Origin of the sequence: Rhodococcus sp. PAE-6 (genome assembly GCF_025290685.1) — a bacterium.
GTDB lineage: Bacteria > Actinomycetota > Actinomycetes > Mycobacteriales > Mycobacteriaceae > Rhodococcus > Rhodococcus pyridinivorans.
On the sequence record NZ_JAOCLZ010000001.1, the window covers coordinates 668,385 to 694,903 of the forward strand.

Genomic DNA, 26,519 nt, shown 5'->3' on the forward strand with positions numbered 1-26,519 from the left:
GCCGTCCGGGCGAGCGCTCACAGGCCGCGTTTCGATCCCGCCAGTTCGGAGACCGCCGACTCGTCGCCCTCGATCTCGAGCCGCACCTGGTCGCGGCCGAAGGCGTGCAGCACGAGTTCGGACGGTTCGCCGCGCAGCACGACGGTGCGCGGACCGCGCTTGCGCAGGGCGACCCGCTCGCCGGAACCGAACCTCTCGAAGATCACCGTGACGTCGCATCCGCCGTAGCTGTTGCGTCCGATCATCCGCGCGATGCGCCAAAGCTGGTCCTGATCGTCCGCCGACAGCGTCCGCGGCTCCCATCCGGGCTGCGCGCGGCGCACGTCCTCATGGTGCACGAACATCTCCGCCGCGTTGGCGACGGCGTCGAACAGGAACATCGGCGACCACTTCGGCGGGCCGGAATCGACGTCGGCGAGCACGTGTGCCCACTGTCGGTCGGTGGCGGAGCGTCGCACCTTCTCCGTGTGATCGGCCAGGGCCGGGACGACGATGCCGGGCATCGCGTCCACGCGGCGCTCGCGGACGAGCAGGTGCGCGGCGAGATCCCGGACCGTCCAGTCGCCGCAGAGCGTCGGCGCGTCGGGTCCGACCTCGGACATGGTGCGGACGAGGGCATGTCGTTCGCTTCGGGCGAGGCTCATTCCGCCACTCTAGCGATCACTCCTGCCCTCGCCCATCGCGCGAGCCCGCGTGTTCGGCGGGCCCGCGCGGACCGCAATCAGGAGACCGGGATCACCGTGGGCACGATCATCGGGCGACGACGATAGGTCTCGGCGACCCAGCGGCCGACGACCCGGCGGATGCCCTGGGCGATGCGATGGGTCTCCGTGACCCCTTCGGCAGCGAGTTCGTTGAGCGCCTTGTCGACGAGCTGCGCCGCCTCGTCGAGTGCGTCCGGGTCGTCGGAGAAACCGCGACCGGAGACCTCCGGGGTGCTCACCGCACGGCCGGTCGCGGCGTCGACCGCGACTGAGATGGAGATGAAACCACCCTCGCCGAGGACGAGACGATCGGACAGCGTGGACTCGCCCACGTCGCCTACCGACAGGCCGTCGACGTAGACGTGACCGACCGGGACGCGCCCGACGATTTCCGCGAGTCCGTCGACCATGTCGACGACCACACCGTCCTCCGCGAGCACGATCCGCTCGCGGGGAACACCCGTGGCCTCGGCCAGTGCGGCGTTCGCCCGCAGGTGGCGCCACTCGCCATGGACGGGCATCGCGTTGGTGGGTCGCACCGCGTTGTAGAGATACAGCAGCTCGCCGGCCGACGCGTGACCGGAGACGTGCACCTTCGCGTTCTGCTGGGTGACGACCTTCGCGCCGCGCTTGGCCAGGCCGTTGACGACCGCGAACACGGAGTTCTCGTTGCCAGGGATCAGCGACGACGCGAGGACGACGAGGTCGTCGGCCCGGATGTTGATCTGCCGGTGCTCGCCGCGCGCCATCCGGGACAGCGCCGAGAGCGGTTCGCCCTGCGAACCGGTGGAGACCAGCACGACCCGGTCGTCGGGCAGGCTCGCGGCGGTGTCGATGTCGACCTCGAGGCCGTCGGGCACGTTCAGGTAGCCCAGATCCTGCGCGATCTGCATGTTGCGGACCATCGACCGGCCGACGAACGCCACACGCCGGTTGTAGCGCTCGGCGACGTCGACGATCTGCTGGATGCGGTGCACGTGGCTCGCGAAGGACGCGACGATCACCCGGTTGGCGGCCTTGCCGATGACGGTGTCGAGCACTCCGCCGATCTCGCGCTCCGGTGTGACGAAGCCGGGGACCTCGGCGTTCGTCGAGTCGACGAGGAACAGATCGACACCCTCGTCGCCGAGGCGGGAGAAGCCCGCGAGGTCGGTGAGACGGTTGTCGAGCGGCAGCTGGTCGAGCTTGATGTCGCCGGTGTGCAGCACGATGCCCGCAGCGGTGCGGATCGCGACGGCGATCGCGTCCGGGATGGAGTGGTTGACCGCGAAGTACTCGCACTCGAACGGACCGTGCGAGGTGGTCTGCCCCTCGACGACCTCGACGAGGTTGGGACGCTGGCGGTGTTCGCGGCACTTCGCCGCGACGAGCGCCAGGGTGAACTTGGACCCGACGACCGGGATGTCGGGGCGCAGGCGCAGCAGGAACGGCACGGCACCGATGTGGTCCTCGTGGCCGTGGGTGAGGACGATCGCCTCGACGTCGTCCATCCGGTCCTCGATGTACCGGAAGTCGGGCAGGATCAGGTCGACGCCCGGCTGCTGGTCCTCGGGAAAGAGCACCCCGCAGTCGACGACGAGCAGCCGGCCCTGGTGCTCGAAGACCGTCATGTTGCGGCCGATCTCGCCGATACCGCCGAGCGCGACGACCCGCAGACCGTCGCGAGGAGCCTTCGGCGGCAGACCCAATCGCTCGGTGGGATCGACGATGCGGGCGTCCGGACGCTGGGGGTTCGCCGAGTTCTGCGCGACACGCCGCGGAACGCGGGCGGGCGGACCGGCGTTGCGGGTGGCGCGGCCCCGGCCGCGTGCGGGGCGGCTCATCACAGCACCCCCGCAGCCTGGAGATCCGCCGCGAGAGCGTCGATCTGCGCGGTCACCGGAGCGACCTGCGGCAGACGAGGCTCTCCGACGTCGATGCCGAGCAGCCGCAGGCCGGCCTTCGAGGCGCTCACGCCGCCCAGCCGAGCGACGGCGCGATAGATGGGCACCATCGACAGATTGATGCGGCGGGCGAGTTCGAGATCGCCGGCTTCGAAAGCGGTGTGCAGTTCGCGCAGGCGACCGGGCACGAGATGGCCGATGACGCTGACGAATCCGACGGCGCCCACGGACAGCCACGGCAGGTTCAGGGGGTCGTCGCCCGAGTAGAACTTCAGGTCGGTGGTACCGATCAGCTCGGCGCCCGCGTTCAGATCGCCCTTGGCGTCCTTCACCGCGACGATCCGGGGGTGCTCGGCGAGCAGACGCAGTGTGTCGGTCTCGATCGGCACGACGGATCGAGGTGGGATGTCGTAGAGCATGACCGGCAGATCGGTCGCGTCGGCCACCGCGACGAAGTGGGCGTAGAGGCCGGCCTGCGGGGGCCGCGAGTAGTACGGGGTCACCACGAGCAGGCCGTGTGCACCGGCTCGCGCGGCGTCGCGGGCGAGCTCGACGCTGTGGGCGGTGTCGTTGCTGCCGGCCCCGGCGATGATCTTGGCGCGGTCGCCGACGGATGCGAGCACGGCCCGCATCAGCTCCATCTTCTCGTTCTCGGTCGTCGTGGGCGATTCGCCGGTCGTACCGGCGAGAACCAGTGCGTCACAGCCACCGTCGACGAGGTAGTTCGCCAGACTCACGCCCGCATCCACGTCGAGCTTGCCATCGGCAGTGAACGGGGTCACCATCGCTGTGGCGACGGTGCCGAACGGAAGCTCGACAGCAGTTGCGGAATCACCGTTGGTCATGGTCAGAAGGCTACCGCGTGGCAGGGCCGCCTCGACACACGCCCGCCCCCCGAAGACGGATCACAGATCGGTGTAGCGGTCGATCAGAGGTCGGTCGCAAGCGTGGGAGCTGCGATCTCACTGCCGTCGGCCAGCTTCGTGATCGCGAAGTCCGAGAACGCGTTCGGTGCGGCATCCGCGAGCTGACGCACACATTCGACGGCGAGACGCCGGATCTCGACGTCGGCATGTTCGGTCGCGCGCATGGCGACGAAGTGACGCCACGATCGGTAGTTTCCGGTGACGACGATGCGGGTCTCCGTGGCGTTGGGGAGCACCGCCCGGGCGGCCTCCCGGACCTGCTTGGCGCGCAACGGACCGGCGGGAAGATGCGAGAGCTTCTCGTCGAGCGCCGCCAACAGCGCCACATACGCCTCGCGGCTGCGCTCCGCGGCCGCGAAGAACAACTCCTCGAGTTCGGCATCGCCCGCAATCGCGGGCGGAACCACCACGGGCACCTCACCGTCGGCGACGAAACGCTGCGACAGCTGCGAGAACGAGAAGTGCCGGTGCCGGATCAGCTCGTGCGTGCACGAACGGGAGATGCCGGTGATGTAGAAGGTCGCCGTCGCGTGTTCGAGAACGGACAGGTGCCCCACGGTGAGCAGGTGACGGAGATATCCGCCGTTCGTCGCGGTGCGGGGGTTGGGCTTGGACCAGCTCTGGTAGCAGGCGCGACCGGCGAACTCGACGAGCGCTTCGCCGCCCTCGGCGTCGGTGTCCCAGTCGACGTCGTCGGGGACGTGGAACTCCGTCGTGGCGATGAGCCGGACCTTCGGAACGGCGGGTTCGGGCGCCATCGTCTCCTCCTCGCCTCGGTCGTCGCGCATCCTCCGGACGCGCCGTCTCTTCCGTCCGCACACTAACGCGCCTCGACCTCGCGACCGCCATCGCCGCACCCGTCCGCCTCGCGGTCCTGGCAGCACTGTCCGACATGGCCAGCAAGATCAGCGACGAACTCGGCGACCGCACCGTCACGGTGCGCCTCGACGGCACCGATGCCGTCCTCGCCGTCCACAGCGAACCCGCTCCCCCGCACGAGGATCCGACGCCGTCCTTCGAGGAGATGACGGGCGACATCAGCCGGGTCACCCTGCGCCTCGTCGAACAGATCAAGACCAAGGCCGAGGAAGCGGCGCAGCAGAGCGGAGTGTCACTCAACTCCTGGATGGCGCAGGCGGTACAGGGCGCCCTACGGGAGCAGATGCGCTATCAGCGCCGCGCCGACGAATGGCGCCGTCAGGGTGGCTGGGCGAAGCCCACCCCGCCCGCACCCACCGAGCCGCAGCCGTCCGACCCGAGCGACACCGCGGGCCCGGACGACGCCGCCGGCCGCAACGACACTGCGGGCCCCGACGACACGAACCCGCGCAGCGACGCGTAAGGCACCTCACCGCACGATAGAGTGCCGACGCACACAATCGGGCGACGCGGAGGGCGCATGGCAGTCAGCAGCACCAGGAGTTTCGACATCGACGCAACCCCGGAGCAGGTGATGGCCGCGCTCGCCGCGGTCGAACGCCTGCCCGAGTGGTCGTCGACCCACAAGTCCGTCACCGTCGAGTCCACCCACCCCGACGGACGACCCCACCGCGTACGGATGACCGTCTCGATCGTCGGCATCACCGACGAGCAGGTCGTCGAGTACTCCTGGAACGGCGACGGGTCGATGTCGTGGACCCTGGTGGAGAGCAGCCAGCAGCGCCAGCAGGACGGCGCCTACACCCTCACCGCCAAGGGATCCGGCACGACGGCCGAGTTCTCACTGACCATCGATCCGAAGGTCCCCATCCCCGGATTCCTCGTGCGGCGCGCCGAGAAGATGGCCCTCGAAACCGCCGGAAAGGGCCTCAAGTCGTTCACGGAGAAGAACTTCCGCTGACGTCAGATGTCACCGGCCGCGGTCGCCGCGACGATGGCGCCGAGCTCGTAGCACTGCTCGCGTACCTTCGCGTCGACCGGTCCGGTGATCTCGAGATCGGCAGCAGCCTGCACGAGACCCAACCCGGTGGTCAAGCGCCGAACCGACGCCACAGCGCCGGCGGTGTCGTTGTTCCCGTGCACCCACAGACCGTAGGGACGGCCGGCCACGGCATCGAGACACGGGTAGTAGACCGTGTCGAAGAAGTGCTTGAGCGCACCCGACATGTAACCGAAATTGGCTGTCGTGCCGAACAGGAAGCCGTCGGCGGCCAGCACATCGGGCACCGTGGCGCCCAGCGCGGGGACCACCCGGACGGTGACACCCGTGATCTCCGGGTCCCGCGCTCCCTCCAGGACGGCTTCGAGGATCTCGCGAGTCGGCGGCGAGGGGGTGTGATGCACCACCAGCACTGTGCGGGATCCGTCCTCGCGCCCTGCCTCGCCCGCCCCTGCCCGGTCTTCCACAGCCTCGTCCGTCACATCAGCAGGCTGCTGCACCATCTCGAGGTTGTCAAAGCCGCTCGCCGGTTCAGGAACCGGCTTGGCCGTCCCGTTCGAGCTTCTCGAGCGCAACGGCTCGGCGCATCGTCTCCCGCGCACGACTGCGGTCGCCCGCATAGTCGTAGGCGCGTGCGAGCCGGTAGGAGTTGCGCCAGTTGTCGGGGTCGGCTTCCCATTCCTGCTTCACGGTCGCGAACAGTTCGTCGGCGGCGTCCCGCTCGACCCGCCCCGACGGCATGCGGGGCAGGTCGTCGATGTCGAGTTCGAGGCCTTCGTCGTGGATCCGCCGCGCGAGGTGCTGATGCTGCAGCCCTGCGCGGAGGGTCGCGTAGACGATCCAGGCTCCCACGATCGGGAGAATGAGGATGCCGATCCCGAGACCGATCGCCGCGACCTCACCGGACCGGACCAGTTCCAGGCCGGTGGAGCCGAGCAGAACGAAGTAGAACCCCAGCGCCACCACGATGAACGCAATGGGGACGAGGACCTTGAGCGAGCCGGTTCTCACAGGTCGAGGAGGGGATCGATTCCGACGGTCAGCCCCGGTCGCTTACCGATCTCCCGCACACCGAGCAGCACGCCGGGAGCGAAGGAGGAACGGTCGATCGAGTCGTGCCGAATGGTGAGGGTCTCGCCCTGGGTGCCGAGCAGCACCTCCTGGTGAGCGACGAGGCCGGCGAGACGCACGGAGTGCACGCGGACACCGTCGACGTCACCGCCGCGCGCACCGTCGAGTTCGGTGGTGGTGGCGTCCGGGCTCGGAGCCACACCGGCCTCGGCGCGGGCCTGCGCGATCAGACGGGCGGTGCGGTAGGCGGTGCCGGACGGGGCGTCGGCCTTGTTCGGGTGGTGCAGCTCGATCACCTCGACGGAATCGAAGAACCGGGCGGCGGTCTGAGCGAAGCGCATCGACAGCACGGCACCGATCGCGAAGTTCGGCGCGATGAGCACGCCCACCTCGGGGCGGTCGGCGAGCCAGCTCCGCACGCGATCCAGCCGCTCGTCGTCGAAGCCGGTGGTTCCGACCACGGCGTGGATGCCGTTCTCGACGAGGAAGTGCAGGTTGTCCATGACGACGTCGGGGTGGGTGAAGTCGACGACCACCTGGGTCTGCGAGTTCACGAAGGCGTCGAGGCTGTCGCCCTTGTCGACGGTGGCGACGAGCTCGAGATCGGACGCGGCGTCGACGGCGGCGCAGATCGCCTGGCCGACCTTGCCGGCAGCACCGAGTACACCCACCCGAACCTTTGTTGCATCCACTTGCGTCGTCACGCCCTTTCGTTGCCGTCTCCCCCGGAAATCCTACGCAACCACCCGTAGACGTCCCGAGCGGGTCGAACGCCACCTACTGCTGCGTGCAGAGCGCGTCGAGCCACAGAGCGACCGCCGAACGGATCTCGTCGACGCACGCCGTGTCCGAATCCGAGGATGTATGGGCACGAGCGCCGTGGGTGCGGTCGAACAGAACTCCTTCGAGCAGGGTCACCAGATCGCGCCCCGCGGTCTCGGGGTCCGGCGCACCGAGCTCCCGCACGAGATCGGTGGCCGCGGAGATCGAGAACATGCAGGCCGCGAGCGCCTCGGCAGCCTCCGGTTCGAGGCGCGCGTCGGGCGCGAGCGCGTAGCGAGCCAGCACATCGGTGCGACGCACAGTGAGCAGGCGTTCGAGATAGCGCGCGATCAGGTCGGCAGGAGGGCTCGGGTCGCCGGTCGTGTCGTCGAACAGCGCGGCGAAATCCGCGCGCGACCGTTCGGCGAGGCGGGTGATCGCAGCCGAGACGAGCGCGTGGCGGGTGCGGAAGTAGTAGGAGGTCGATCCCTTCGGCAGGCCGAGGTGCACGTCGACGCCCGTGTGCGTCACCGCGTGGTTGCCACCGCGGGCGGCGAGTTCGAGGGCGGCATCGCTGATGGCCGTGCGCCGGGAGGGACGTTCGGGTGAAGTCGTCACTCTACGATGATAGAGTAACGGCCGTGAGGTTGCGCCGACGCAGAAACCGCATGTCGCCGAACACCGCCTCGTCGAACCCCGTCCCCCGCACGGTCTTCGAGGACGCCTCGCGCAGCCGGGGGTTCGTGCTCGATCCCGCGCAACACGACGCTGTCGAACAGCTGTGTCATCCCGAGCGCCCGAACGTCTACCTGTGGGGCCCACCCGGACGCGGCAAGAGCTGGCTCGCCGACGTGTACTTCTCGGCCTATCCCGGACGGAACAAGCTGCGCGTCCACTTCCACGAGTTCTTCCGCGACCTGCACGTCGAGCTGCGACGGCACCGCTTCGATCTCGACGCCGCACTCGATCACCTGATCGGCCGCGCCGAACTCGTGTGCTTCGACGAATTCCACGTCCACGATCCGGCGGACGGCACGTTCGTCGCCCGGCTGTTCCCCGCACTGCTCGCTCGCCGCACGCGTCTCGTCCTGACCTCGAACTATCCTCCACGCGACCTGCTCCCCAACCCGCTCTTCCACGACGGCTTCGTCCCGACGATCGAGCTCGTCGAGCGGAGCGCGACCATCGTCGCTCTGGACGGTCCGCGCGACCACCGGCTCGGCTCCGACCATGCGAAGGGATTCGCATCAGGGATCTGGGCCGTCTCCCCGTCCGATCCGCAGCTACGACGGCTCGGTCTCGAGCGGCCGGCACCGGTCGAACATCGGGTTCTGCGCCCGGCGGGGCGTCCGCTCCGCGCCCTACGGGCCGAGAAGGACTGTCTCTGGTTCGATTTCCGCGATCTCTGCGGGCATCCCACGGCTCCGGCCGACTATCTGGCGCTCGCGGCGGACCACTTGTTCTGGGTCGTCGACAAGATCCCGGATCTGACGACCGTGGGTCGCGAACCCGCGCAGCGGTTCGCCAATCTCGTGGATGTGCTCCACGACCGCGACGTGCGGGTCGTGTTCGTCTCGGAGGTCGCGGCGTCGGAACTCGCTGCCGCGGTGGGACCCGTCGCGCACGACATCGGACGCCTCCGGAGCCGACTGGCTCAGCTGAGGACGATTCAGGACACGAGCGCGCGCACCGACGCCGGAAGATCACGCGTGCGCCGGTAGGGGCCGGCGACGGCGACCGCGAACGGCCGGTGCAGCAGGTCGGCTGCCACGCTGCGCACCTCCTCGGTGGACACCGACGAGATGCGTTCGAGGGTCTCAGTGATGCCCCAGTGCTGCCCGTAGCTCAGTTCGCTGCGACCGATCCGGTGCATGCGCGCCCCGGTGTCCTCGAGTCCGAGCACGAGACCGCCGCGCAGCGACCCCTTTGCGCGAGCGCATTCCGCGTCGGTGATGCCGTGTTCGGCCACGTCGGTGAGCACCTCACGGACCACCGCGGCGACCTCACCGAGATTGTCGGGCTGGCAGCCCGCGTACACGGAGAAGGCGCCGGTGTCGGCGAAGGTGTCGGTGCCGGAGTACACCGAGTAGGCCAGGCCCCGCTTCTCGCGCACCTCCTGGAACAGGCGCGAACTCAGCCCACCGCCGACGGCTGCGTTGAGCACCGACAGCGCCCAGCGACGCCCGTCGTGCCGACCGAAGGACCGCACGCCGAGCGTCAGGTGCGCCTGCTCGTTGTCGCGCTCGACGATGCTCATCGTCGGTGCAGTGCGCAGTTCGAGCCGTCCGTCTCGGCAGGGCGCGGGGGTGGCCGCGTCGTCCAGGTGACCGGCGAAGGCGCGGCGGACCAGTTCGACTGTGTGCGCGTGGTCGACGTTGCCGGCGACCGCGACGACCATCCGCGGCGGGGTGTAGCGGCGCACATGGAACGAGTGCAGCTGGGTCCGGGTCATGGACTCGATCGACTCGACGGATCCGATGATCGGCCGGCCGATGGGGTGATCGCCGTACAGCGCGGTGAGCAGCGAGTCGCCGAGCAGATCCTCCGGATCGTCGTCGCGCATCGCGATCTCCTCGAGCACCACCTGACGCTCGACGTCGACGTCCGCGCTCAGGCACCGGCCGCGCAGGACGACGTCGGCGACGACGTCGACGGCGATCGGCAGGTCGTCGTCGAGGACGTGCGCGTAGAAGCAGGTGTGTTCCTTGCTGGTGAACGCGTTGAGCTCTCCCCCGATCCCGTCCATCGTCTCGGCGATGTCGAGAGCGGTACGCGTCGGGGTCGCTTTGAACAGCAGGTGCTCGAGGAAGTGGGCGGCGCCTGCGACCGACGGTTGTTCGTCGCGGGATCCGACACCGACCCACACGCCGACGGCCGCCGAGCGCACTCCCGGGACGTGCTCGGTGACGACCCGCACTCCCCCGGGGAGGACCGAGCGGCGGACGCCGGTGGCCGCGACGGGTGCGGGGGTCGAAGCGTCGTTCTTCACGTGGGAACTGGAAGCCATGGGGATCTTCGGTGGTCCTGACAAGGTCGGAGGGCGCGGAACGTTTCACAGTACACCGGGACTGTCCCCCACCATCGGTCGCGCTCACCACCCCCGTCGTTGCGGTTGCGAACCCACGAGCCGGCCGGGACGTGCCTCCTCGCGGCTGCGGTAGACGATGTACGGCCGGAACAGGTATCCGACGGGGGCACTGAAGGCGTGGACTAGGCGGGTGAACGGCCATATCGCGAAGAGCACGAGGCCGATCAGCGCGTGCAGCTGGAAGCTGAACGGCGCCTCCACCATCAGGTCGCCGCGGGGTTGCAGGACCCAGATCGACCGGAACCACGGCGAGACGGTCTCCCGGTAGTTGTGTTCCTCGCCCACGACACCCGACCCCATCAGCGTGGTGGCGAGACCCGCCACGATCGCGGCGACGAGCACGACATACATGACCTTGTCGTTGAGAGTGGTGGCGCTGAAGACGGGACCGCGGGTGCGACGGCGATACACGAGCAGGGAGATGCCGACGAGCGTCGAGACACCCGCGATCGTGCCGAGCGTGATGGCCTGCACGTGATAGGCGTGCTGACTCAATCCCACGGCGTCGGTCCACGACTGCGGGATCACCAGGCCGATGACGTGGCCGACGATCACGACCAGGATCCCGAAGTGGAACATGGGGCTCGCGATGCGCAGCAACCGCGCCTCGTACAGCTGGGACGAACGGGTGGTCCATCCGAACTTGTCGTATCGGTACCGCCACCAGGTCCCCACCGCGACGATCGCGAGCGTCACGTACGGCACCACGTCCCAGAAGATCTCTCCTGCACTCATGATTCCGGAACTCCTCGCCGGGGCGGCACCGTCAGAGTGAAGGGCTGCAGACCGATCGACTCTCGGGGCGGTCCCGCCTGCGCGAGGCGCCGGGCCCGTTCCTCGTCCCGGTCGGTGACCGGCGGGAGCGTCGCGCACACGGCTGCGACGACCTGCGCGTACGGCGAGCCGGCCTCGTGCAGGGAGGTGTGCAGCACGTCGAGGGCCACCCGATACCGGGTGAGGAGTTCCTCGCCCGCGGCGGGATCCACGGTGGCCGCGAATTCGAGGACGACCGGCAGATGGTCGGGTGATTCGTGGGCGGGCGGCTCGACGCCCGCGGCGCGGTAGGCACTCGCGAAGGCGTGCATCTCGGCGCCGCGATTCCGGGTGTCGCCCGCGGTCCAGTAGGTCAGGTACATCGTCGAGCGTCGCCGCAGGTCGAAGGTCTCGACGTACCGCTGGGCCAGGACGAGCAGATCCGGTTCGTCCAGTGCGCGGACCGCCGTCCCCAGCATGTCCTGCTCGGGACCGGTGATGTGGTCGACGAGCTGCCCGGCGACGTCCAGCCGTCCGGCGTGTCCGGCGTCGGGATAGGCGAGCAGCAGCGACGCGGCCTGACGGACGAGGCGACGGTGCAGGGCGCGATCGACGCCGGCGCGCCGTGGACGCAGCAGTCTCATTGCTTCTCCCCCCTCGTGTCGTGACCGCCCGGGAACATGCCCGTCGGTACGCCCTTGCCGTCCCAGTTCAGGAGGTTCACCCGCGACGGGTTCGACGCGTTCGCCGCCATCCCCTCACTGGTCTGCCGCTGTGCGAGAGCGTGGAAGGTCTCGACCGCCACCGGGACCGGGACGCCGCTGGCCTCCCCGAACGGACCCGACTCGTACATGCCGGGGCCACCTTCGTAGGACAGCGCGCAGTCCGTCGCCGACTCCTCGAGCCGATGTCCTTCGGCCGCGTAGGCGGTCGGGATGACGTACCGCTCGTCGTACTTGGCGAGCGCGAGGAGCCGGTACATCTCGTAGATCCGTTCCTCGGTCATGCCGACGGCCTCGGGGATCTCTGGGCGGGTCTCGCGGCCGAGATTGATGTCGCGCATGTAGGAGCGCATCGCGGCGAGTCGTCGCAACACCGCCTCGACCGTCGCGGTGTCCCCGGCGGTGAACAGTTCCGCGAGGTACGCGATGGGGATGCGCAGGGCGTCGAGGGCGCCGAACAGGTTGCCGATGTCCTCGCCGTCGTGTCCCTCCCGGCTGACGGCGTCGACGACCGGTGACAGCGGTGGCACGTACCAGACCATCGGCATCGTCCGGTATTCCGGATGCAGCGGCAACGCGACCCGGTAAGTGCTGATCAGGTCGTAGACCGGGGACCGTTGCGCGGCCTCGATCCACTCGTCGGAGATGCCCTCGGCGCGGGCGCCGGCGATCACCTCGGGGTCACGGGGGTCGAGCAGCAGGCCGCGTTGCGCCTCGTACAGGTCGGTGTCGTTCTCCACCGATGCCGCCTCCAGGACCCGATCGACGTCGTAGAGGACCAGACCGATGTACCGGAGCCTGCCCACGCATGTCTCCGAACACACGGTCGGCAGCCCCACCTCGACCCGCGGGTAGCAGAAGGTGCACTTCTCGGCCTTCCCGGTCTTGTGGTTGAAGTACACCTTCTTGTACGGGCATCCGGACACGCACATCCGCCAGCCGCGGCACCGGTCCTGGTCGACGAGGACGATGCCGTCCTCCGACCGCTTGTACATCGCGCCGGACGGACACGACGCCACACACGACGGGTTGAGGCAGTGCTCGCAGATCCGCGGCAGGTAGAACATGAAGGTCTGCTCGAACTCGAGCTTGACCCGGTCGCCGACCTTCTTCAGGATCGGGTCGTCGGGCACGATCGCCGGTGAGCCACCGAGGTTGTCGTCCCAGTTCGCCGACCATTCCACCTTCATCGGTTCACCGGAGATGAGGCTGCGCGGCGAGGCCACCGGGACGTGGTCGCCGAGCGGGGCGTTCGTCAGGTTGTCGTAGTCGTAGGTCCACGGTTCGTAGTAGTCGTGGATCGACGGCATCTTCGGGTTCGAGAAGATGCGGGCGAGTTTCGCGAGGCGTCCACCGTCGCGGAGACGCAGCCGTCCCTTGGTATCCCGGACCCAGCCACCGCGCCAGCGTTCCTGGTCCTCGTAGGTGCGCGGATAGCCCTGGCCCGGGCGGGTTTCGACGTTGTTGAACCACACGTACTCGGTGCCCGACCGGTTGGTCCACGCCTGTTTGCAGGTCACCGAGCAGGTGTGGCATCCAATGCACTTGTCGAGGTTCATCACCATCGCGAGTTGTGCCATGACCTTCACGATCGCCTCGCTTCCTGCTCACGCATCAGTAGACGACCTCCTGGGATCGGCGACGCACGATCGTCACCTCGTCGCGCTGGTTGCCCGTCGGGCCGAGATAGTTGAACGCGTAGGCCGTCTGCGCGTATCCACCGGCCAGGTGGCTCGGCTTGATGAGGATGCGGGTCAGCGAATTGTGGATGCCGCCGCGGCGTCCGGTGGTCTCGCTGCGCGGGACGTCGATGACGCGGTCCTGGGCGTGGTAGACGAACACCACCCCTTCGGGCATCCGGTGCGAGACGATCGCCCGGCACACCACGACACCGTTGCGGTTGACGGCCTCGACCCAGTCGTTGTCGCTCACCGAGATCTTTGCGGCGTCGGCCGGCGACATCCACATCGTCGGCCCGCCCCGGGACAGCGACAGCATGAACAGGTTGTCCTGATATTCCGAGTGGATCGACCACTTCGAGTGCGGGGTCAGGTATCTCACCGTCAGACCGACACCGTCGCCGGAGCCGACCGCCTGTTCGCCGAACAACCGCGACATGTCGAGTGGGGGCCGGTAGACCGGGAGCTGCTCCCCGAGCTCTTCGAGCCAGTCGTGGTCGACGTAGAAGTGCATCCGGCCCGTCAACGTGTGGAACGGTTTCAGCTCCTCGATGTTCATCGTGAACGGCGCGTACCGGCGACCTCCCGTTTCGCTCCCCGACCATTCCGGGCTCGTGATGACCGGTACGGGACGGGCCTGGGTGTCGGCGTAGGTGATCCGCCGTTCCTCGCTGCCCTCCGCGAGGTGCACGAGTCGCCGTCCGGTGCGTTTCTCCAGTTCACGGAAACCCTCGACGGCGAGCCTGCCGTTGGACGTGCCCGACAGCGCGAGGATCGTGTCGGCCATGCGTTCGGCGGTGGTGATCGCCGGACGTCCCTGTCCGGCACCGGAATCCATCACGCCGAATCTCTGTGCCAGTTCGGCGACCTCACGGTCCGGCCGGGTCACGACGCCCTTGGTGTTCAACCCGAGGGACTCGACGAGCGGACCGAGCGTCGCCCACTTCTCCGCGATCGCACCGTAGTCCCGTTCGACGACGGTGAGCGGACCCATCGTCCTCCCCGGAACCGGCACCTCGCCGGTCGAGCGCCAGTCCCGCTCGGTGCCGGACGGATACGCCATCGCTGCGGGCGTGTCGTGCTGCAGTGTCCCCATCACGATGTCGGTGCGGGTTCCCAGGTGGGTCCGGGCGAGGGTGCTGAAGGTCTGCGCGATGGCGCCGAAAGCGTCGTAGTCCGAACGGGTTTCCCAGGGCGGATCGACCGCTGCGGTGAAGGCGTGGATGTAGGGGTGCATGTCGGTGCTCGACAGGTCGCCCTTCTCGTACCAGGTCGCGGCGGGCAGGACGATGTCGGAGAACAATGTTGTCGAGGTCATGCGGAAGTCGATCGACATGAGCAGGTCGAGTTTTCCTTCGGGCAGGTCGTCGGGCCACGCCACCTCACCGGGCCGCAGGCCGGGGGCCGTCGGCTCGGCCTGCACGTTGGAATCAGTGCCGAGCAGGTGCCGCAGGAAATACTCGTTGCCCTTGCTGGACGAGCCGAGCAGGTTCGACCGCCACACGCTGAGCACGCGCGGCCAGTTCCGCGGGTCGTCGGGGTCGGTCACCGACAGTTTCAGTTCACCCGAGGCGAGTTGCTGCGCGACGTGCTGCGGGATCTCCCGTCCCGCCGCCCGTGCCTGTTCGGCAATCTCGTGGGTGTTGCGGTCGAACTGGGGATAGAAGGGTGTCCAGCCCATGGCGACCGCGGACGCCATGACGTCCATCGTGTGCTTGTCGCGGAAACGACCTCGTCCCAGCGGACTGGCCAGCGCGTCGGCACGGTAACCGTCGTAGCGCCACTGGTCGGTGTGCACGTACCAGTAGGAGGTGCCGGCCATCTGGCGAGGTGGGCGAGACCAGTCCGTCCCCATCGCCATGGCCGCCCATCCCGTGACGGGACGGCACTTCTCCTGGCCGACGTAGTGCGCCCACCCGCCTCCGTTGCGTCCCATGCAGCCGGTGAGCATGAGCAGCGCAAGTACGGCGCGATAGGTCGCGTCGCCGTGGAACCACTGGCAGATGCCGGCCCCCATGATGATCATCGAACGCCCGCCCGACTCCTCGGCGTTGCGGGCGAACTCCGTCGCGATCCGGATCGCCTGGGCCGCGGGCACCCCGGTGAGGGCCTCCTGCCAGGCCGGGGTGTACGGCGAGCCCGGGTCGTCGTACCCGCTCGGCCACTGCCCGGGCAGGTCGAGCTCCGGACGGTTCACCCCGTACTGCGCGAGCATCAGGTCGAAGACGGTGCACACGAGGTGGTCCCCGATCCGACGGACCGGCACGCCCCGTTCGATGCTTTCACCGTGCCCGTCGACGGTGTCGAAGCTCGGCAGGTACACCGCCGCGGTCTCGCCCGCTCCCCCGCCGCCGGGCGCGACCGTCAATGTCGGGACGAGGTCGCCGAGTTCGAGATTCCACTTTCCGATGCCGTCGTCGCCGTAGCGGAAGCCGAGGGAGCCCGGGGGTACGACGACGGTGTCGGTCGCACCGTCGACGAAGACCGGTTTGAAGGCCGCGTTCTCGACGCTGTGCCCGAGATCGGCGGCGGTGAGGTTCTTGCCCGGCACGAGCCTTCCGTCGCGTTCCTCGACCCGCACGAGGAAGGGCAGGTCGGTGTACCGGCGCACGTAGTCGACGAAGAACGGCACGCGCTGCCGCACATAGAACTCGGTGAGGAGCACGTGGCCCATCGCCATCGCCAGGGCACCGTCGGTACCGGCCGCGCACGCCATCCACTCGTCGGCGAACTTGGTGTTGTCGGCGTAGTCCGGACTCACCGAGACGACCTTGGTGCCGCGGTAGCGGACCTCCGTCATCCAGTGCGCGTCCGGGGTGCGGGTGACGGGCACGTTCGAACCCCACATCATCAGGTAGGAGGCGTCCCACCAGTCCCCGGACTCGGGTACGTCGGTCTGATCGCCGAAGACCTGCGGCGACGCCACCGGTAGGTCGGCGTACCAGTCGTAGAACGACGTCATCACGCCGCCGAGCAGTTCGACGAACCGCGATCCGGCGGCGAAGGAGACCATCGACATGGCGGGGATCGGCGAGAAGCCGGCCACCCGGTCGGGTCCGTACTCCTTGATGGTGTGGACGTGCGCGGCGGCGATCATCTCGGTGGCCTCGGCCCACGTGACGCGCACCAGTCCGCCCTTGCCGCGGGCACGCTGGTAGCGGCGGCGCCGTTCGGGATCGTTCTGGACGTCGGCCCAGGCGAGCACCGGATCGCCGAGTCGCTGCCGCGCCTCCCGGTACATCTCGACGAGCAGCCCGCGCGCGTACGGATAGCGCACGCGCGTCGGCGAGTAGGTGTACCAGGAGAAGGCCGCGCCGCGCGGGCATCCGCGCGGTTCGTACTCAGGACGGTCGGGACCGACTGTCGGATAGTCGGTTTCCTGGGTCTCCCAGGTGATGATGCCGTCCTTGACGTAGATCTTCCACGAGCACGAGCCGGTGCAGTTCACCCCGTGGGTCGAGCGGACGACCTTGTCGTGGCTCCAGCGGTCCCGGTAGAAGATGTCGCCCTCGCGGCCACCGCGCCGCGTGACCGTGCGTGTGTCGTCGGACTGCTCGCCGGAGGTGAAGAACCGTCCGCTGCGCACGAGCAGTTCCTCGATCCGGTTCCCGACTCCGGCGGTGTCCGTCACGGCTTCTCCTCACGTACGTCGCGGGTTCCGGATCGTGCGACAGGGGGCGGTTCATGGGCGTGCAGCCGAAATGCGGTGTAGAACAGGCACACCAGTGCCGTCGCCGCGAGCAGGAGCAGACCGACGGTGTAGTCGTTGCCTTCGGCGTCGTAGGTCGCGCCCATCACCAGTGGCGGGAAGTAGCCGCCGAGCCCACCGGCAGCGGCGACGATGCCGGTGACACTGCCCACTGTGTGCGCCGGGGCGCGGCGCGCCACCCACGCGAACACACCGCCGGTGCCGATGCCGAGGAAGATCGCCATTGTGATGAACGTCAGCGCCGACCACAGGTCGGGCGGGGGCTGGAAGGTCGCGATCACCGCCATCACGGCGGTGCCGGTGAACGAGACCAGGACCACGTATTTCGGCGGCACCCGGTCCGACAGCGCTCCGCCCACGGGCCGGGCGAGGACCGCGGCGAGCGCGAAACCCGCCGTGCGCGTACCGGCGTCGACGGCGGAGAAGCCGTAGATCGTCTTGATGTAGGTGGGCAGATAGTTGCTGAACGCCACGAATCCGCCGAACACGACCGCGTACAGGAACGACATCTCCCAGGTCACACCGAGTTTCGCCGCGGCTGTCAGTTTGGGCAGCACCGGGTCGGTGTTGGGACGGAAATCGGGAGCATTGCGCATCACCAGGATGCACACCACGGCGGTCACGGCGAGGGCGGCCGCCACGACGATGTGGGTGGGCACGAGCCCGAACCAGTTCACGAAACGCGGGGTGAAGAAGGCCGACAGGGCCGTGCCCACCATGCCCGCCCCGAACACGCCGGTCGCGAAGCCGCGGCGGGCGGGTTCGTACCAGTTGTTGGCGAACGGGATCCCGACCGCGAAGATCGTGCCGGCGATGCCGAGGAAGAACCCGCAGACCAGGAGCAGCGGATAGGAGCCGGCCTCGGCGGCGAATCCGACCGCGACGACGGGAACGATCGACGACAGCGAGACGGCGATGAACATCGCCCGTCCGCCGTACCGGTCCGTCATCGCCCCGACCGCGATGCGGCCGAGGGAGCCCACGAGGATCGGCGTGGCCACCAGCATCGACGCTTCCGTGCTGCTGAGCGACATGTCGGTGGCGTAGGTCGTCGACAGCGGCCCGATCATGTTCCAGGCCCAGAAGTTGATGGCGGACACCCAGGTTGCCAGAGCCAGATTCGCTCCGCGCAACCTCCCGAGATCCGCTGGCATGGCCGTTCTCACATACTCAGGGAACCATTCCCGGGCGCGGTCCGGACCCGGTTCGGCGGAACCTCTCCCGGATGACATCCGGCCGTTGCACCCCGGTAACCATGGTCTGCCGGAAACGCCGCACCCGTGGTGCCCGACCGGATGTCGGGCGCCACGGGTGCGGGGTTCACGCGCCCACCGGGAACCGGCAGGCGGGTGGGGTGATCAGGACTCGGCGTTCTCGCCGGTCGCAGCAGCCTCGGCCGACTCGTCCTCGACGGGGACGAGGCTGATCTTGCCGCGGTTGTCGATGTCGGCGATCTCGACGCGGATCTTCGAACCGACGTTCACGACGTCCTCGACCTTGGCGATGCGCTTGCCGTTGCCGAGCTTGCTGATGTGCACCAGGCCGTCGCGGCCGGGGAGCAGGGAGACGAACGCTCCGAACGCCGTGGTCTTGACCACGGTGCCGAGGAAGCGCTCGCCGACCTTCGGCAGCTGCGGGTTGGCGATGGCGTTGATCTTGTCGATCGCGGCCTGCGCGGACGGGCCGTCCGCTGCACCGACGTAGACGGTGCCGTCATCTTCGATGGAGATGTTGGCGCCGGTCTCCTCGGTGATCGAGTTGATCATCTTGCCCTTGGGGCCGATGACCTCACCGATCTTGTCCACCGGGACCTTGATGGTGGTGATTCGCGGAGCGAATTCGCTCATCTCGTCGGGCGTGTCGATGGCCTCGGCCATGACCTCGAGGATCGTGGCGCGGGCATCGTGGGCCTGCGAGAGCGCACCGGCGAGGACCTGCGACGGGATACCGTCGAGTTTGGTGTCGAGCTGCAGGGCGGTCACGAAGTCCTTCGTGCCGGCGACCTTGAAGTCCATGTCGCCGAACGCGTCCTCCGCACCGAGGATGTCGGTGAGGGCGACGTAGCGGGTCTCGCGGGTGCCGTCCTCGAGCTCGACCTCGTCGGAGACCAGGCCCATGGCGATACCGGCGACCGGGGCCTTGAGCGGCACGCCGGCGTTGAGCATCGACAGCGTCGAGGCGCAGACCGAACCCATGGACGTCGAGCCGTTCGAGCCGAGGGCCTCGGAGACCTGACGGATGGCGTAGGGGAACTCCTCCTGGCTCGGCAGAACCGGGATGAGCGCGCGCTCTGCGAGGGCACCGTGGCCGATCTCGCGACGCTTCGGCGAGCCGACGCGACCGGTCTCACCGGTGGAGTACGGCGGGAAGTTGTAGTGGTGCATGTAGCGCTTGCTGGTCTCGGGACCGAGCGAGTCGACCTGCTGCGCCATCTTCACCATGTCGAGCGTGGTGACACCCATGATCTGGGTCTCGCCGCGCTCGAACAGCGCCGAACCGTGGGCGCGGGGAACGACCGCGACCTCGGCGGAGAGGGCACGGATGTCGGTGACACCGCGGCCGTCGATGCGGAACTGGTCGCGCAGGATGCGCTGGCGCACGAGCTTCTTGGTCAATGAGCGGAAGGCAGCGCCGATCTCCTTCTCGCGACCCTCGAAGTTCGCAGCGACCTGCTCGAGCACCTCGACCTTGATCTCGTCGGTGCGGTCGTCGCGCTCCTGCTTGCCGGCGATGGTGAGCGCCTCGGCGAGCTTCTCCGACGCGGCGGACTCGACCGCGGTGTAGACGTCGTCCTGGTAGGGCGGGAACAGCGGGAACTCACCGGTGGGCTTCGCGGAGGCGGCGGCGAGCTGCTGCTGCGCGATGCACAGGCGGGCGATGAACGGCTTCGCCGCCTCGAGGCCCTCGGCCACGACGGACTCGGTGGGCGCCTGGGCGCCACCGTCGACGAGCGCGATGACGTTCTCGGTCGCCTCGGCCTCGACCATCATGATCGCGACGTCCGCGGTGTCGGGGTTGTCTCCCCCACCGACGATGCGACCGGCGACGACCATGTCGAAGACGGCGTTCTCGAGCTGCTCGACGGTCGGGAACGCGACCCACTGGCCCGACTTGTTGTCGTCGGAGACGATGAGCGCGACACGCACGCCACCGACCGGGCCGGAGAACGGCAGGCCGGCGAGCTGGGTGGAGGCCGACGCGGCGTTGATCGCGACGACGTCGTAGAGGTCGTTCGGGTTCAGGCTCAGAACCGTGACGACGACCTGGATCTCGTTGCGCAGACCGTCGACGAAGGACGGGCGCAGCGGCCGGTCGATCAGACGGCAGGTCAGGATCGCGTCGGTGGAGGGGCGTCCCTCACGACGGAAGAACGAGCCGGGGATGCGACCCGCGGCGTACATGCGCTCCTCGACGTCCACCGTCAACGGGAAGAAGTCGAACTGGTCCTTGGGCTGCTTCGAGGCGCTGGTGGCCGAGAGCAGCATGGTCTCGTCGTCGAGATAGGCGACGACCGAACCGGCGGCCTGGCGTGCGAGGCGGCCGGTCTCGAAACGGATGGTGCGGGTGCCGTAGGCACCGTTGTCGAGCGTTGCGGTGGTCTCGTAGACCCCTTCGTCGATCTCGACTGCGGTAGTGCTTGTCATCTGTATGTCTTCTCTTCCCTCTTCGTCTTCGCCGTACCCGCGCGGGCGCCGCGACCCCCGTGGCCACGGCTGCGCACCGACTCACGGAGGCGGTCGTCGATCGAAACCCTCCGGCGGATTCGGGATACGACACCCGACGGGACCGGAAGGTCACTACCGAGGACCGACACCGTCGGTGCATACGGATCATCACCATTGGAGGCGATGGAAGTCGCCGGCCGAACCGGCACAAACACCGACAGCCAACGAGGCCCAGTGTAATGGGTACCCCGTCGGCTGCCGGAAAAGATCAGCGAATGCAGATCAGGTCGTGTCCTGTCCGCGTCAGCGACGCAGACCCAGACGCTGGATGAGCGAGCGGTAACGCTCGACGTCGACCTTCTCGACGTACTTCAGCAGGCGGCGACGACGACCGACCAGCAGCAGCAGGCCGCGGCGGGAGTGGTGGTCGTGCTTGTGCTGCTTGAGGTGCTCGGTGAGGTCCACGATGCGCTTGGTGAGCAGTGCCACCTGCGCCTCGGGGGAGCCGGTGTCGGTCTCGTGGAGGCCGTACTCGCCGAGGATCTGCTTCTTCTGTTCGGTGGTCAGAGCCACTGGGTCACTCCTGTACAACTGACGTCCGCGTGACGGTAGACGGACCGGAGTCCGCCCGGTACGGCCACCGCGAACCGCAGCGCGCACCGACGGTCCAGCCTATCAGAGCCGACTTCTGCCGCCGAACCACGATCGGGTTCAGCGCCGGCCGGCACCCGCGCGGCCCACCGCGGCCGACACCTCGGCGAAAACCTGGTCGAGCAACTCGACGTACCGGTCGATGTCGCGGTCGGGACGGAGGTCGTCCCGTGCCGGGGCCAGGACGGTGACCGCCGAGCGCCACGGGTACCGCCGCGTACTCCGAGGGCAGATCCTCCCCGCGCTCGCGGTAGTAGCGCTCGATCGCGAGCGACACCGTCGTCGACGGCGAGGTCGGCCTTCACCCAGTAGGGATAGTCCAGTGAGCCCGGCGCGTCGGCGATCCGACGTGCCAGAGCACTGACGCAGGTGCATGCGGGAGGCGAAGAACGACAGAATCGACTCGCGGTCCGGGGTGCGCCCCCGGTCCTCGGAGAAGACGGCGGACAAGACCTTTTTCGTACCGAACTCGCAGTTGCGTTCGTTCGGACGACACCGGACGGTCGACGGACACCCACGTCACTCGAGAGTCGGTGTCACTCGAAGTCGGTGTCACTCGAAGTCGGTGTCACTCGAAGTCGGTGTCACTGGGGAGTCTTCGTGAGAACCTCTCGCGCCCGTTCGGCGTCGCGGTGCATCGCGGAGATCAACGCTTCCACGGAATCGAACTTCTCCATGCCCCGCAGCCGCTCGACGAAGTCGACCGCCACGTGCTGGCCGTAGAGATCGGCCTTCTCGTCGAGGACGAACGCCTCCACCGTGCGCTTGCGTCCGGAGAAGGTCGGATTGGTGCCCACCGACACGGCTGCGAGGTAGCGCTGACCAGCCGTGAGTCCCTCGACGGGAGAACCGGAGTCGAGCACCGTGAACCAGGCCGCGTACACGCCGTCGGCGGGGATCGCCGCGTAGATCGGCGGTGCGACGTTGGCGGTCGGGAATCCGAGTCCGCGACCGCGACCGTCGCCGTGCACGACCACGCCTTCGACCCGGTGCGGGCGACCGAGTGCGTCCGCGGCCGCAACGACGTCCCCGGCGTCGACGCACGAACGAATGTAGGTCGACGAGAACGTCACGGCGTGCTCGGCGACCAGCGTGAGCCCTTGCACCGCGAACCCGAAACGCTCACCGATCGAGCGCAGCATGTCGACGGTGCCGGCCGCCTTCTTTCCGAAGGTGAAGTTCTCCCCCACGACCACCTCGGCCACGTGCAGTCGCTCGACGAGGATCTCGTGGGCGTACCGCTCCGGCGAGAGCTTCATGAATTCCGGGGTGAACGGCATGACGCAGAAAACGTCGATACCGAGTTCCTCGGCGAGCTCGGCGCGTCGCGCGAGGGTGGTCAGCTGCGCCGGGTGGCTGCCCGGGCGGACCACTTCCATGGGGTGGGGATCGAAGGTCATGAGCACGGCGGCCACACCGCGTGCCCGCGCGGCCTCGACGGCACGCGCTATGAGCTGCTGATGGCCGCGGTGTACGCCGTCGAACACGCCGATCGTGAGTACACACCGACCCCAGTCCGCAGGAATTTCGTCCAGACCTCGCCATCTCTGCACATCGGCAGCCTACGGCCCGTGAGCGGGTCGGGCACGCCCGGATGGCTCCCGGAGCGCCCCACATGACGGTGACGGCTCGGCGAATGCATAATTTCGGTGTGCCGAACTTTTCGTCGAGAGCCCACAGAACACGGTCCGTATCCTCCCGTGCCGGTCGCATGATCGCCGCCTTCGCGGCCACGGCCTGCGCTGCCGCCCTCGCGGCATGTTCGACCACCGGTTCCGCCGACGATCGGCCCCTGGTCCTGACCACCTTCACCGTCCTCGCCGACATGGCGCGCAACGTCGGCGGCGACCACGTGCGGGTCGAGTCCATCACCAAGCCCGGCGCCGAGGTCCACGGCTACGAGCCCACGCCGGGCGACCTGCGGTTCGCGACCGAGGCCGACCTCGTCCTCGACAACGGACTCGGTCTCGAGCGGTGGTTCGAACAGTTCGTCGCCGATGTCGACGCCGAGCACGTGGTCGTGAGCGAGGGTGTGGACCCACTGCCGATCGGTGAGGGCGCGACGACGGGTCCCTACAACCCCCACGCCTGGATGTCCCCGCTCGCCGCCCGCGTCTACGTCGACAACATCGCCGCGGCACTGGCCGACCTCGCCCCCGAGCACGCGGACGACTTCGCGGCCCGCGCCGAGGCGTACAAGGCCGAACTCGACGGTCTCCACACCGAACTCGTCACCGCCCTCGACGGCGTACCCGCCGCCCGGCGCACACTCGTCACCTGTGAGGGCGCGTTCAGCTATCTCGCGCGCGACGCCGGGCTGCAGGAGGCCTATCTGTGGCCGGTGAACTCCGACCAGCAGGGCACCCCGCAGCAGATCGCCCGGACCGTCGATTTCGTGCGCACCAACGAGGTTCCGGCGGTGTTCTGCGAATCGACCGTCTCGGACAAGGCGCAACGGCAGGTCGCGGCCGATACCGGAACGGAATTCGGCGGAATCCTCTACGTCGATTCGCTCTCCGAGGCGGACGGTCCCGTCCCCACCTACCTCGATCTGCTCCGACACGACATCGACGTCATCACGACGGGACTGAGGCCATGACTTCGACACTCGACACACCGGCACTGTTCGTCGACGACGTGACGGTGCGCTACGACACCGTCCTGGCCCTGCAGAACGTCACCCTGAAACTCGCACCCGGCCGCGTCTGCGGACTCGTAGGAACCAACGGCTCGGGTAAGTCGACGCTGTTCAAGACGATCATGGGTCTCGTGCGACCCACCTCGGGTCGCGTCACCATCGGCGGGACGACCACCGCCGTGGCGCGTCGCCGCACGCAGGTCGCCTACGTGCCGCAGTCCGAGGCCGTCGACTGGAACTTCCCGATCGGCGTGCGCGACGTCGTCATGACGGGCCGCTACGGCCACCAGGGCTTCCTGCGCCGCCCGCGCCCCGCCGACCACGAGGCCGTCGACGCCGCGCTCGAACGCGTGGGCATGACCGCGTTGTCCGGCCGGCAGATCGGACAGCTTTCGGGCGGCCAGCGCAAGCGTGTCTTCGTGGCACGGGCGATCGCGCAGGGCTCGCCGCTGCTGCTGCTCGACGAGCCGTTCGCGGGGGTCGACACCACCACCGAGCACGCGCTGACCGGCGTCATCCGCGAACTGGCGGCGAGCGGCCACGCGATCCTCGTCGCCACCCACGATCTTGCAGGTCTGGCGCAACTGTGCGACGAGGCGGTACTGCTGCAGCGGCGCGTGCTCGTGCACGGCTCCCCCGAGGAGGTCCTCCTCCCGGAGAACCTCGCCCGAGCCTTCGGCGCTCCCCCACCTGCGAACGGTGGACGAGCCGAGGACGTCGCACGGGAGACATACGCACAGGAGGCCGGACGATGATCGACGTGCTGATCGAACCCCTGCAGTACGGCTTCATGCAGCGCGCGCTGCTCGTCGCGGTCGCCGCGACGATCGTGTGCGCGCTGCTCAGCTGCTGGCTCGTGCTCATCGGCTGGTCGCTGATGGGCGACGCGGTCTCGCACGCCGTGCTGCCCGGTGTCGTCCTCGCCTATCTGGTGGGGGTGCCGTTCGCGCTCGGAGCCCTCGTCTTCGCCGGCATCGCCGTCGCGTTGATCTGGCTCGTCCGCGGCACGAGCCGCGTCAAGGAGGACGCCACCATCGGCATCGTCTTCACGACACTGTTCGCCCTGGGCGTGGTGCTGATCTCGAAGAACCCGAGCCAGATCGACCTGCACCACGTGCTGTTCGGAAACCTGCTCGGGCTCGCGACGGGCGACGTCTGGCAGGTGTCGATCCTGGCGGCCGTCGTGCTGGCCGTCCTCGTCGCGAAGCGCCGCGATCTGACGCTGTTCGCCTTCGACCGCGTCCAGGCGCACACCCTCGGCCTGTCCCCCGCCGCGCTGTCGGCGTTGCTGTTGTCGCTGCTCGCGGTGACGATCGTCAGCGCGCTGCAGGCGGTCGGCGTGATCCTCGTCGTCGCGATGCTCATCATCCCCGGCGCGACCGCCTATCTGCTCACCGACCGGATGGCCCGGATGCTGGTGATCGCACCGGTACTCGCAGTGATCGCCTCGGTGGTCGGTGTGTACACGAGCTACTACACCGACGCCGCGACCGGCGGCGTGGTGGTGCTCGCCCAGGCCGTGGTCTTCACCCTCGCGTACCTGTTCGCTCCGCGTCAGGGTGTCGTCACCCGGCTCGTGATGCGTCGCCGCGCGCCGGAGGGCGAAAGGACCAGCAAGCCGACGGAGAGCGTGATTCCCGGGTGACGGTTACCTAAGCTGGACGCGTGCCTGAGAGTAACGAGACCACCGCGACCGAGCTGCTGTCCTCGGTCGCACAGGACTATCTCAAGATCATGTGGACGGTCCAGGAGTGGTCCGGGGAGAAGATCTCCACCAAGCTGCTCGCCGAGAAGCTGGGCGTGTCGGCGTCCACGGTGTCCGAAGCGGTACGCCGCCTCGCGGACCAGGGACTCGTCCACCACGAGCGCTACGGCGCGATCTCCCTCACCGACGAGGGCCGGCAGGCCGCCGTGGCGATGGTCCGGCGCCACCGCCTCATCGAGACCTTCCTGGTCCGCGAGCTCGGCTACGGGTGGGACGAAGTGCACGACGAGGCCGAGATCCTCGAGCACGCCGTCTCCGAACGGATGGTCGCAGCGATCGACACCAAACTCGGTCATCCCGAACGCGACCCGCACGGCGACCCGATCCCGGCACCCGACGGCACGATCCCGTCACCACCCGCCCGCGCCCTGAGCGAGTTCAACGACGGCGACCACGGCCGCGTGGCCCGCATCTCCGACTCCGACCCCGCGATGCTGCGCTACTTCGACGAGGTCGGGATCGCCCTCGACACCGACATCACCGTGCTCGAACGTCGCGACTTCGCCGGAACCATCTCGGTCCGGTTGGGCCGGACCGAGGGCCGCACGATCGATCTCGGTCACCCGGCGGCGGAAGCGATCTGGCTCGTCTGAGCCGGCTGCGATCCGGCCCGTCCGAGCCCGC

General features: G+C 68.5%; 23 protein-coding genes and 1 pseudogene. 7 read left to right on the forward strand and 17 right to left on the reverse strand.

Translation table 11 applies throughout. The annotated features are described in order from the left end of the window. Positions 1 to 17: 17 nt before the first annotated feature. From NVV99_RS03085 to thyX, 4 genes are all read right to left on the reverse strand, one after another. Positions 18 to 644 carry a TIGR03085 family metal-binding protein gene (locus NVV99_RS03085; protein WP_024100676.1) on the reverse strand — a complete coding sequence of 209 codons (627 nt, stop codon included), beginning with the start codon at positions 642 to 644 and terminating at the stop codon, positions 18 to 20. Positions 645 to 721: 77 nt separating this feature from the next. After that, complete coding sequence (locus NVV99_RS03090; protein WP_019289160.1) at positions 722 to 2,527, reverse strand: ribonuclease J; 1,806 nt, start codon at positions 2,525 to 2,527, stop codon at positions 722 to 724. Then, a complete protein-coding gene (dapA, locus tag NVV99_RS03095) occupies positions 2,527 to 3,432 on the reverse strand; it encodes a 4-hydroxy-tetrahydrodipicolinate synthase (protein WP_006551247.1) in 906 nt (301 codons plus the stop codon). The genes NVV99_RS03090 and dapA overlap by 1 nt, the downstream gene beginning before the upstream one ends. An 83-nt stretch (positions 3,433 to 3,515) precedes the next feature. Then, positions 3,516 to 4,271 (reverse strand): FAD-dependent thymidylate synthase, encoded by a 756-nt coding sequence (gene thyX, locus NVV99_RS03100; protein WP_024100675.1) that lies wholly within the window; start codon positions 4,269 to 4,271, stop codon positions 3,516 to 3,518. 104 nt (positions 4,272 to 4,375) lie between these two features. Here thyX and NVV99_RS03105 point away from each other — a divergent pair. Together NVV99_RS03105 and NVV99_RS03110 are read left to right on the forward strand one after the other, a co-directional pair. Next, a pseudogene (locus NVV99_RS03105) lies at positions 4,376 to 4,855 on the forward strand (hypothetical protein); the annotation flags it as partial. Between the two features lie 57 nt (positions 4,856 to 4,912). Next, on the forward strand, positions 4,913 to 5,353 hold the full coding sequence (locus NVV99_RS03110) for an SRPBCC family protein (RefSeq protein ID WP_006551250.1): 441 nt from the start codon (positions 4,913 to 4,915) through the stop codon (positions 5,351 to 5,353). Between the two features lie 2 nt (positions 5,354 to 5,355). Here the strand turns inward: NVV99_RS03110 and NVV99_RS03115 are convergent, their stop codons facing one another. The 4 genes from NVV99_RS03115 to NVV99_RS03130 all read right to left on the reverse strand — a co-directional run bounded on the left by NVV99_RS03115 (position 5,356) and on the right by NVV99_RS03130 (position 7,843). Further along, positions 5,356 to 5,859 (reverse strand): flavodoxin family protein, encoded by a 504-nt coding sequence (locus tag NVV99_RS03115; RefSeq protein ID WP_051424906.1) that lies wholly within the window; start codon positions 5,857 to 5,859, stop codon positions 5,356 to 5,358. 64 nt (positions 5,860 to 5,923) lie between these two features. Then, on the reverse strand, positions 5,924 to 6,403 hold the full coding sequence (locus tag NVV99_RS03120) for a hypothetical protein (protein ID WP_024100672.1): 480 nt from the start codon (positions 6,401 to 6,403) through the stop codon (positions 5,924 to 5,926). Next, positions 6,400 to 7,155 (reverse strand): 4-hydroxy-tetrahydrodipicolinate reductase, encoded by a 756-nt coding sequence (dapB, locus tag NVV99_RS03125; protein WP_024100671.1) that lies wholly within the window; start codon positions 7,153 to 7,155, stop codon positions 6,400 to 6,402. The genes NVV99_RS03120 and dapB overlap by 4 nt, the downstream gene beginning before the upstream one ends. An 85-nt stretch (positions 7,156 to 7,240) precedes the next feature. Next, positions 7,241 to 7,843: a TetR/AcrR family transcriptional regulator gene (locus NVV99_RS03130; RefSeq protein ID WP_024100670.1), complete on the reverse strand. Its 603-nt coding sequence runs from the start codon at positions 7,841 to 7,843 to the stop codon at positions 7,241 to 7,243. A gap of 23 nt (positions 7,844 to 7,866) precedes the next feature. On the opposite strand from NVV99_RS03130, the gene zapE reads away from it, so the two are divergent. Next, positions 7,867 to 8,946, forward strand: coding sequence for a cell division protein ZapE (gene zapE / locus NVV99_RS03135; protein ID WP_024100669.1), 1,080 nt, complete (start codon positions 7,867 to 7,869; stop codon positions 8,944 to 8,946). On the opposite strand, the gene NVV99_RS03140 is transcribed toward zapE, so the two are convergent. The 9 genes from NVV99_RS03140 to NVV99_RS03180 all read right to left on the reverse strand — a co-directional run bounded on the left by NVV99_RS03140 (position 8,895) and on the right by NVV99_RS03180 (position 23,045). Then, complete coding sequence (locus tag NVV99_RS03140) at positions 8,895 to 10,232, reverse strand: pitrilysin family protein (protein WP_006551256.1); 1,338 nt, start codon at positions 10,230 to 10,232, stop codon at positions 8,895 to 8,897. The genes zapE and NVV99_RS03140 overlap by 52 nt on opposite strands. 84 nt (positions 10,233 to 10,316) lie before the next feature. Further along, positions 10,317 to 11,048, reverse strand: a complete 732-nt coding sequence (narI, locus tag NVV99_RS03145) for a respiratory nitrate reductase subunit gamma (RefSeq protein WP_006551257.1) — start codon at positions 11,046 to 11,048, stop codon at positions 10,317 to 10,319. Further along, on the reverse strand, positions 11,045 to 11,710 hold the full coding sequence (gene narJ / locus NVV99_RS03150) for a nitrate reductase molybdenum cofactor assembly chaperone (protein ID WP_024100668.1): 666 nt from the start codon (positions 11,708 to 11,710) through the stop codon (positions 11,045 to 11,047). Before narJ ends, narI begins: the two co-directional genes overlap by 4 nt. Continuing rightward, complete coding sequence (gene narH, locus NVV99_RS03155) at positions 11,707 to 13,377, reverse strand: nitrate reductase subunit beta (protein ID WP_024100667.1); 1,671 nt, start codon at positions 13,375 to 13,377, stop codon at positions 11,707 to 11,709. The genes narJ and narH overlap by 4 nt, the downstream gene beginning before the upstream one ends. A 25-nt stretch (positions 13,378 to 13,402) precedes the next feature. Then, positions 13,403 to 17,098, reverse strand: a complete 3,696-nt coding sequence (locus tag NVV99_RS03160) for a nitrate reductase subunit alpha (protein ID WP_006551260.1) — start codon at positions 17,096 to 17,098, stop codon at positions 13,403 to 13,405. Next, on the reverse strand, positions 17,095 to 18,330 hold the full coding sequence (locus NVV99_RS03165; RefSeq protein ID WP_041803308.1) for a NarK/NasA family nitrate transporter: 1,236 nt from the start codon (positions 18,328 to 18,330) through the stop codon (positions 17,095 to 17,097). Before NVV99_RS03165 ends, NVV99_RS03160 begins: the two co-directional genes overlap by 4 nt. A 204-nt stretch (positions 18,331 to 18,534) precedes the next feature. After that, on the reverse strand, positions 18,535 to 20,820 hold the full coding sequence (locus NVV99_RS03170; protein ID WP_024100665.1) for a polyribonucleotide nucleotidyltransferase: 2,286 nt from the start codon (positions 20,818 to 20,820) through the stop codon (positions 18,535 to 18,537). A 324-nt stretch (positions 20,821 to 21,144) separates the two neighbouring features. Next, complete coding sequence (gene rpsO / locus NVV99_RS03175; RefSeq protein WP_006551263.1) at positions 21,145 to 21,414, reverse strand: 30S ribosomal protein S15; 270 nt, start codon at positions 21,412 to 21,414, stop codon at positions 21,145 to 21,147. Between the two features lie 662 nt (positions 21,415 to 22,076). After that, positions 22,077 to 23,045, reverse strand: a complete 969-nt coding sequence (locus tag NVV99_RS03180; RefSeq protein ID WP_006551264.1) for a bifunctional riboflavin kinase/FAD synthetase — start codon at positions 23,043 to 23,045, stop codon at positions 22,077 to 22,079. Positions 23,046 to 23,203: 158 nt separating this feature from the next. Here NVV99_RS03180 and NVV99_RS03185 point away from each other — a divergent pair, with 158 nt between their 5' ends. The 4 genes from NVV99_RS03185 to NVV99_RS03200 are packed head-to-tail and all read left to right on the forward strand — an operon-like array spanning position 23,204 to position 26,488. Next, complete coding sequence (locus tag NVV99_RS03185; RefSeq protein ID WP_024100664.1) at positions 23,204 to 24,091, forward strand: metal ABC transporter substrate-binding protein; 888 nt, start codon at positions 23,204 to 23,206, stop codon at positions 24,089 to 24,091. Then, complete coding sequence (locus NVV99_RS03190) at positions 24,088 to 24,885, forward strand: metal ABC transporter ATP-binding protein (RefSeq protein WP_006551266.1); 798 nt, start codon at positions 24,088 to 24,090, stop codon at positions 24,883 to 24,885. Before NVV99_RS03185 ends, NVV99_RS03190 begins: the two co-directional genes overlap by 4 nt. Further along, positions 24,882 to 25,775: a metal ABC transporter permease gene (locus tag NVV99_RS03195; RefSeq protein WP_024100663.1), complete on the forward strand. Its 894-nt coding sequence runs from the start codon at positions 24,882 to 24,884 to the stop codon at positions 25,773 to 25,775. The genes NVV99_RS03190 and NVV99_RS03195 overlap by 4 nt, the downstream gene beginning before the upstream one ends. Positions 25,776 to 25,795: 20 nt before the next feature. Continuing rightward, positions 25,796 to 26,488, forward strand: coding sequence for a metal-dependent transcriptional regulator (locus NVV99_RS03200; protein ID WP_024100662.1), 693 nt, complete (start codon positions 25,796 to 25,798; stop codon positions 26,486 to 26,488). Positions 26,489 to 26,519 lie beyond the last annotated feature (31 nt).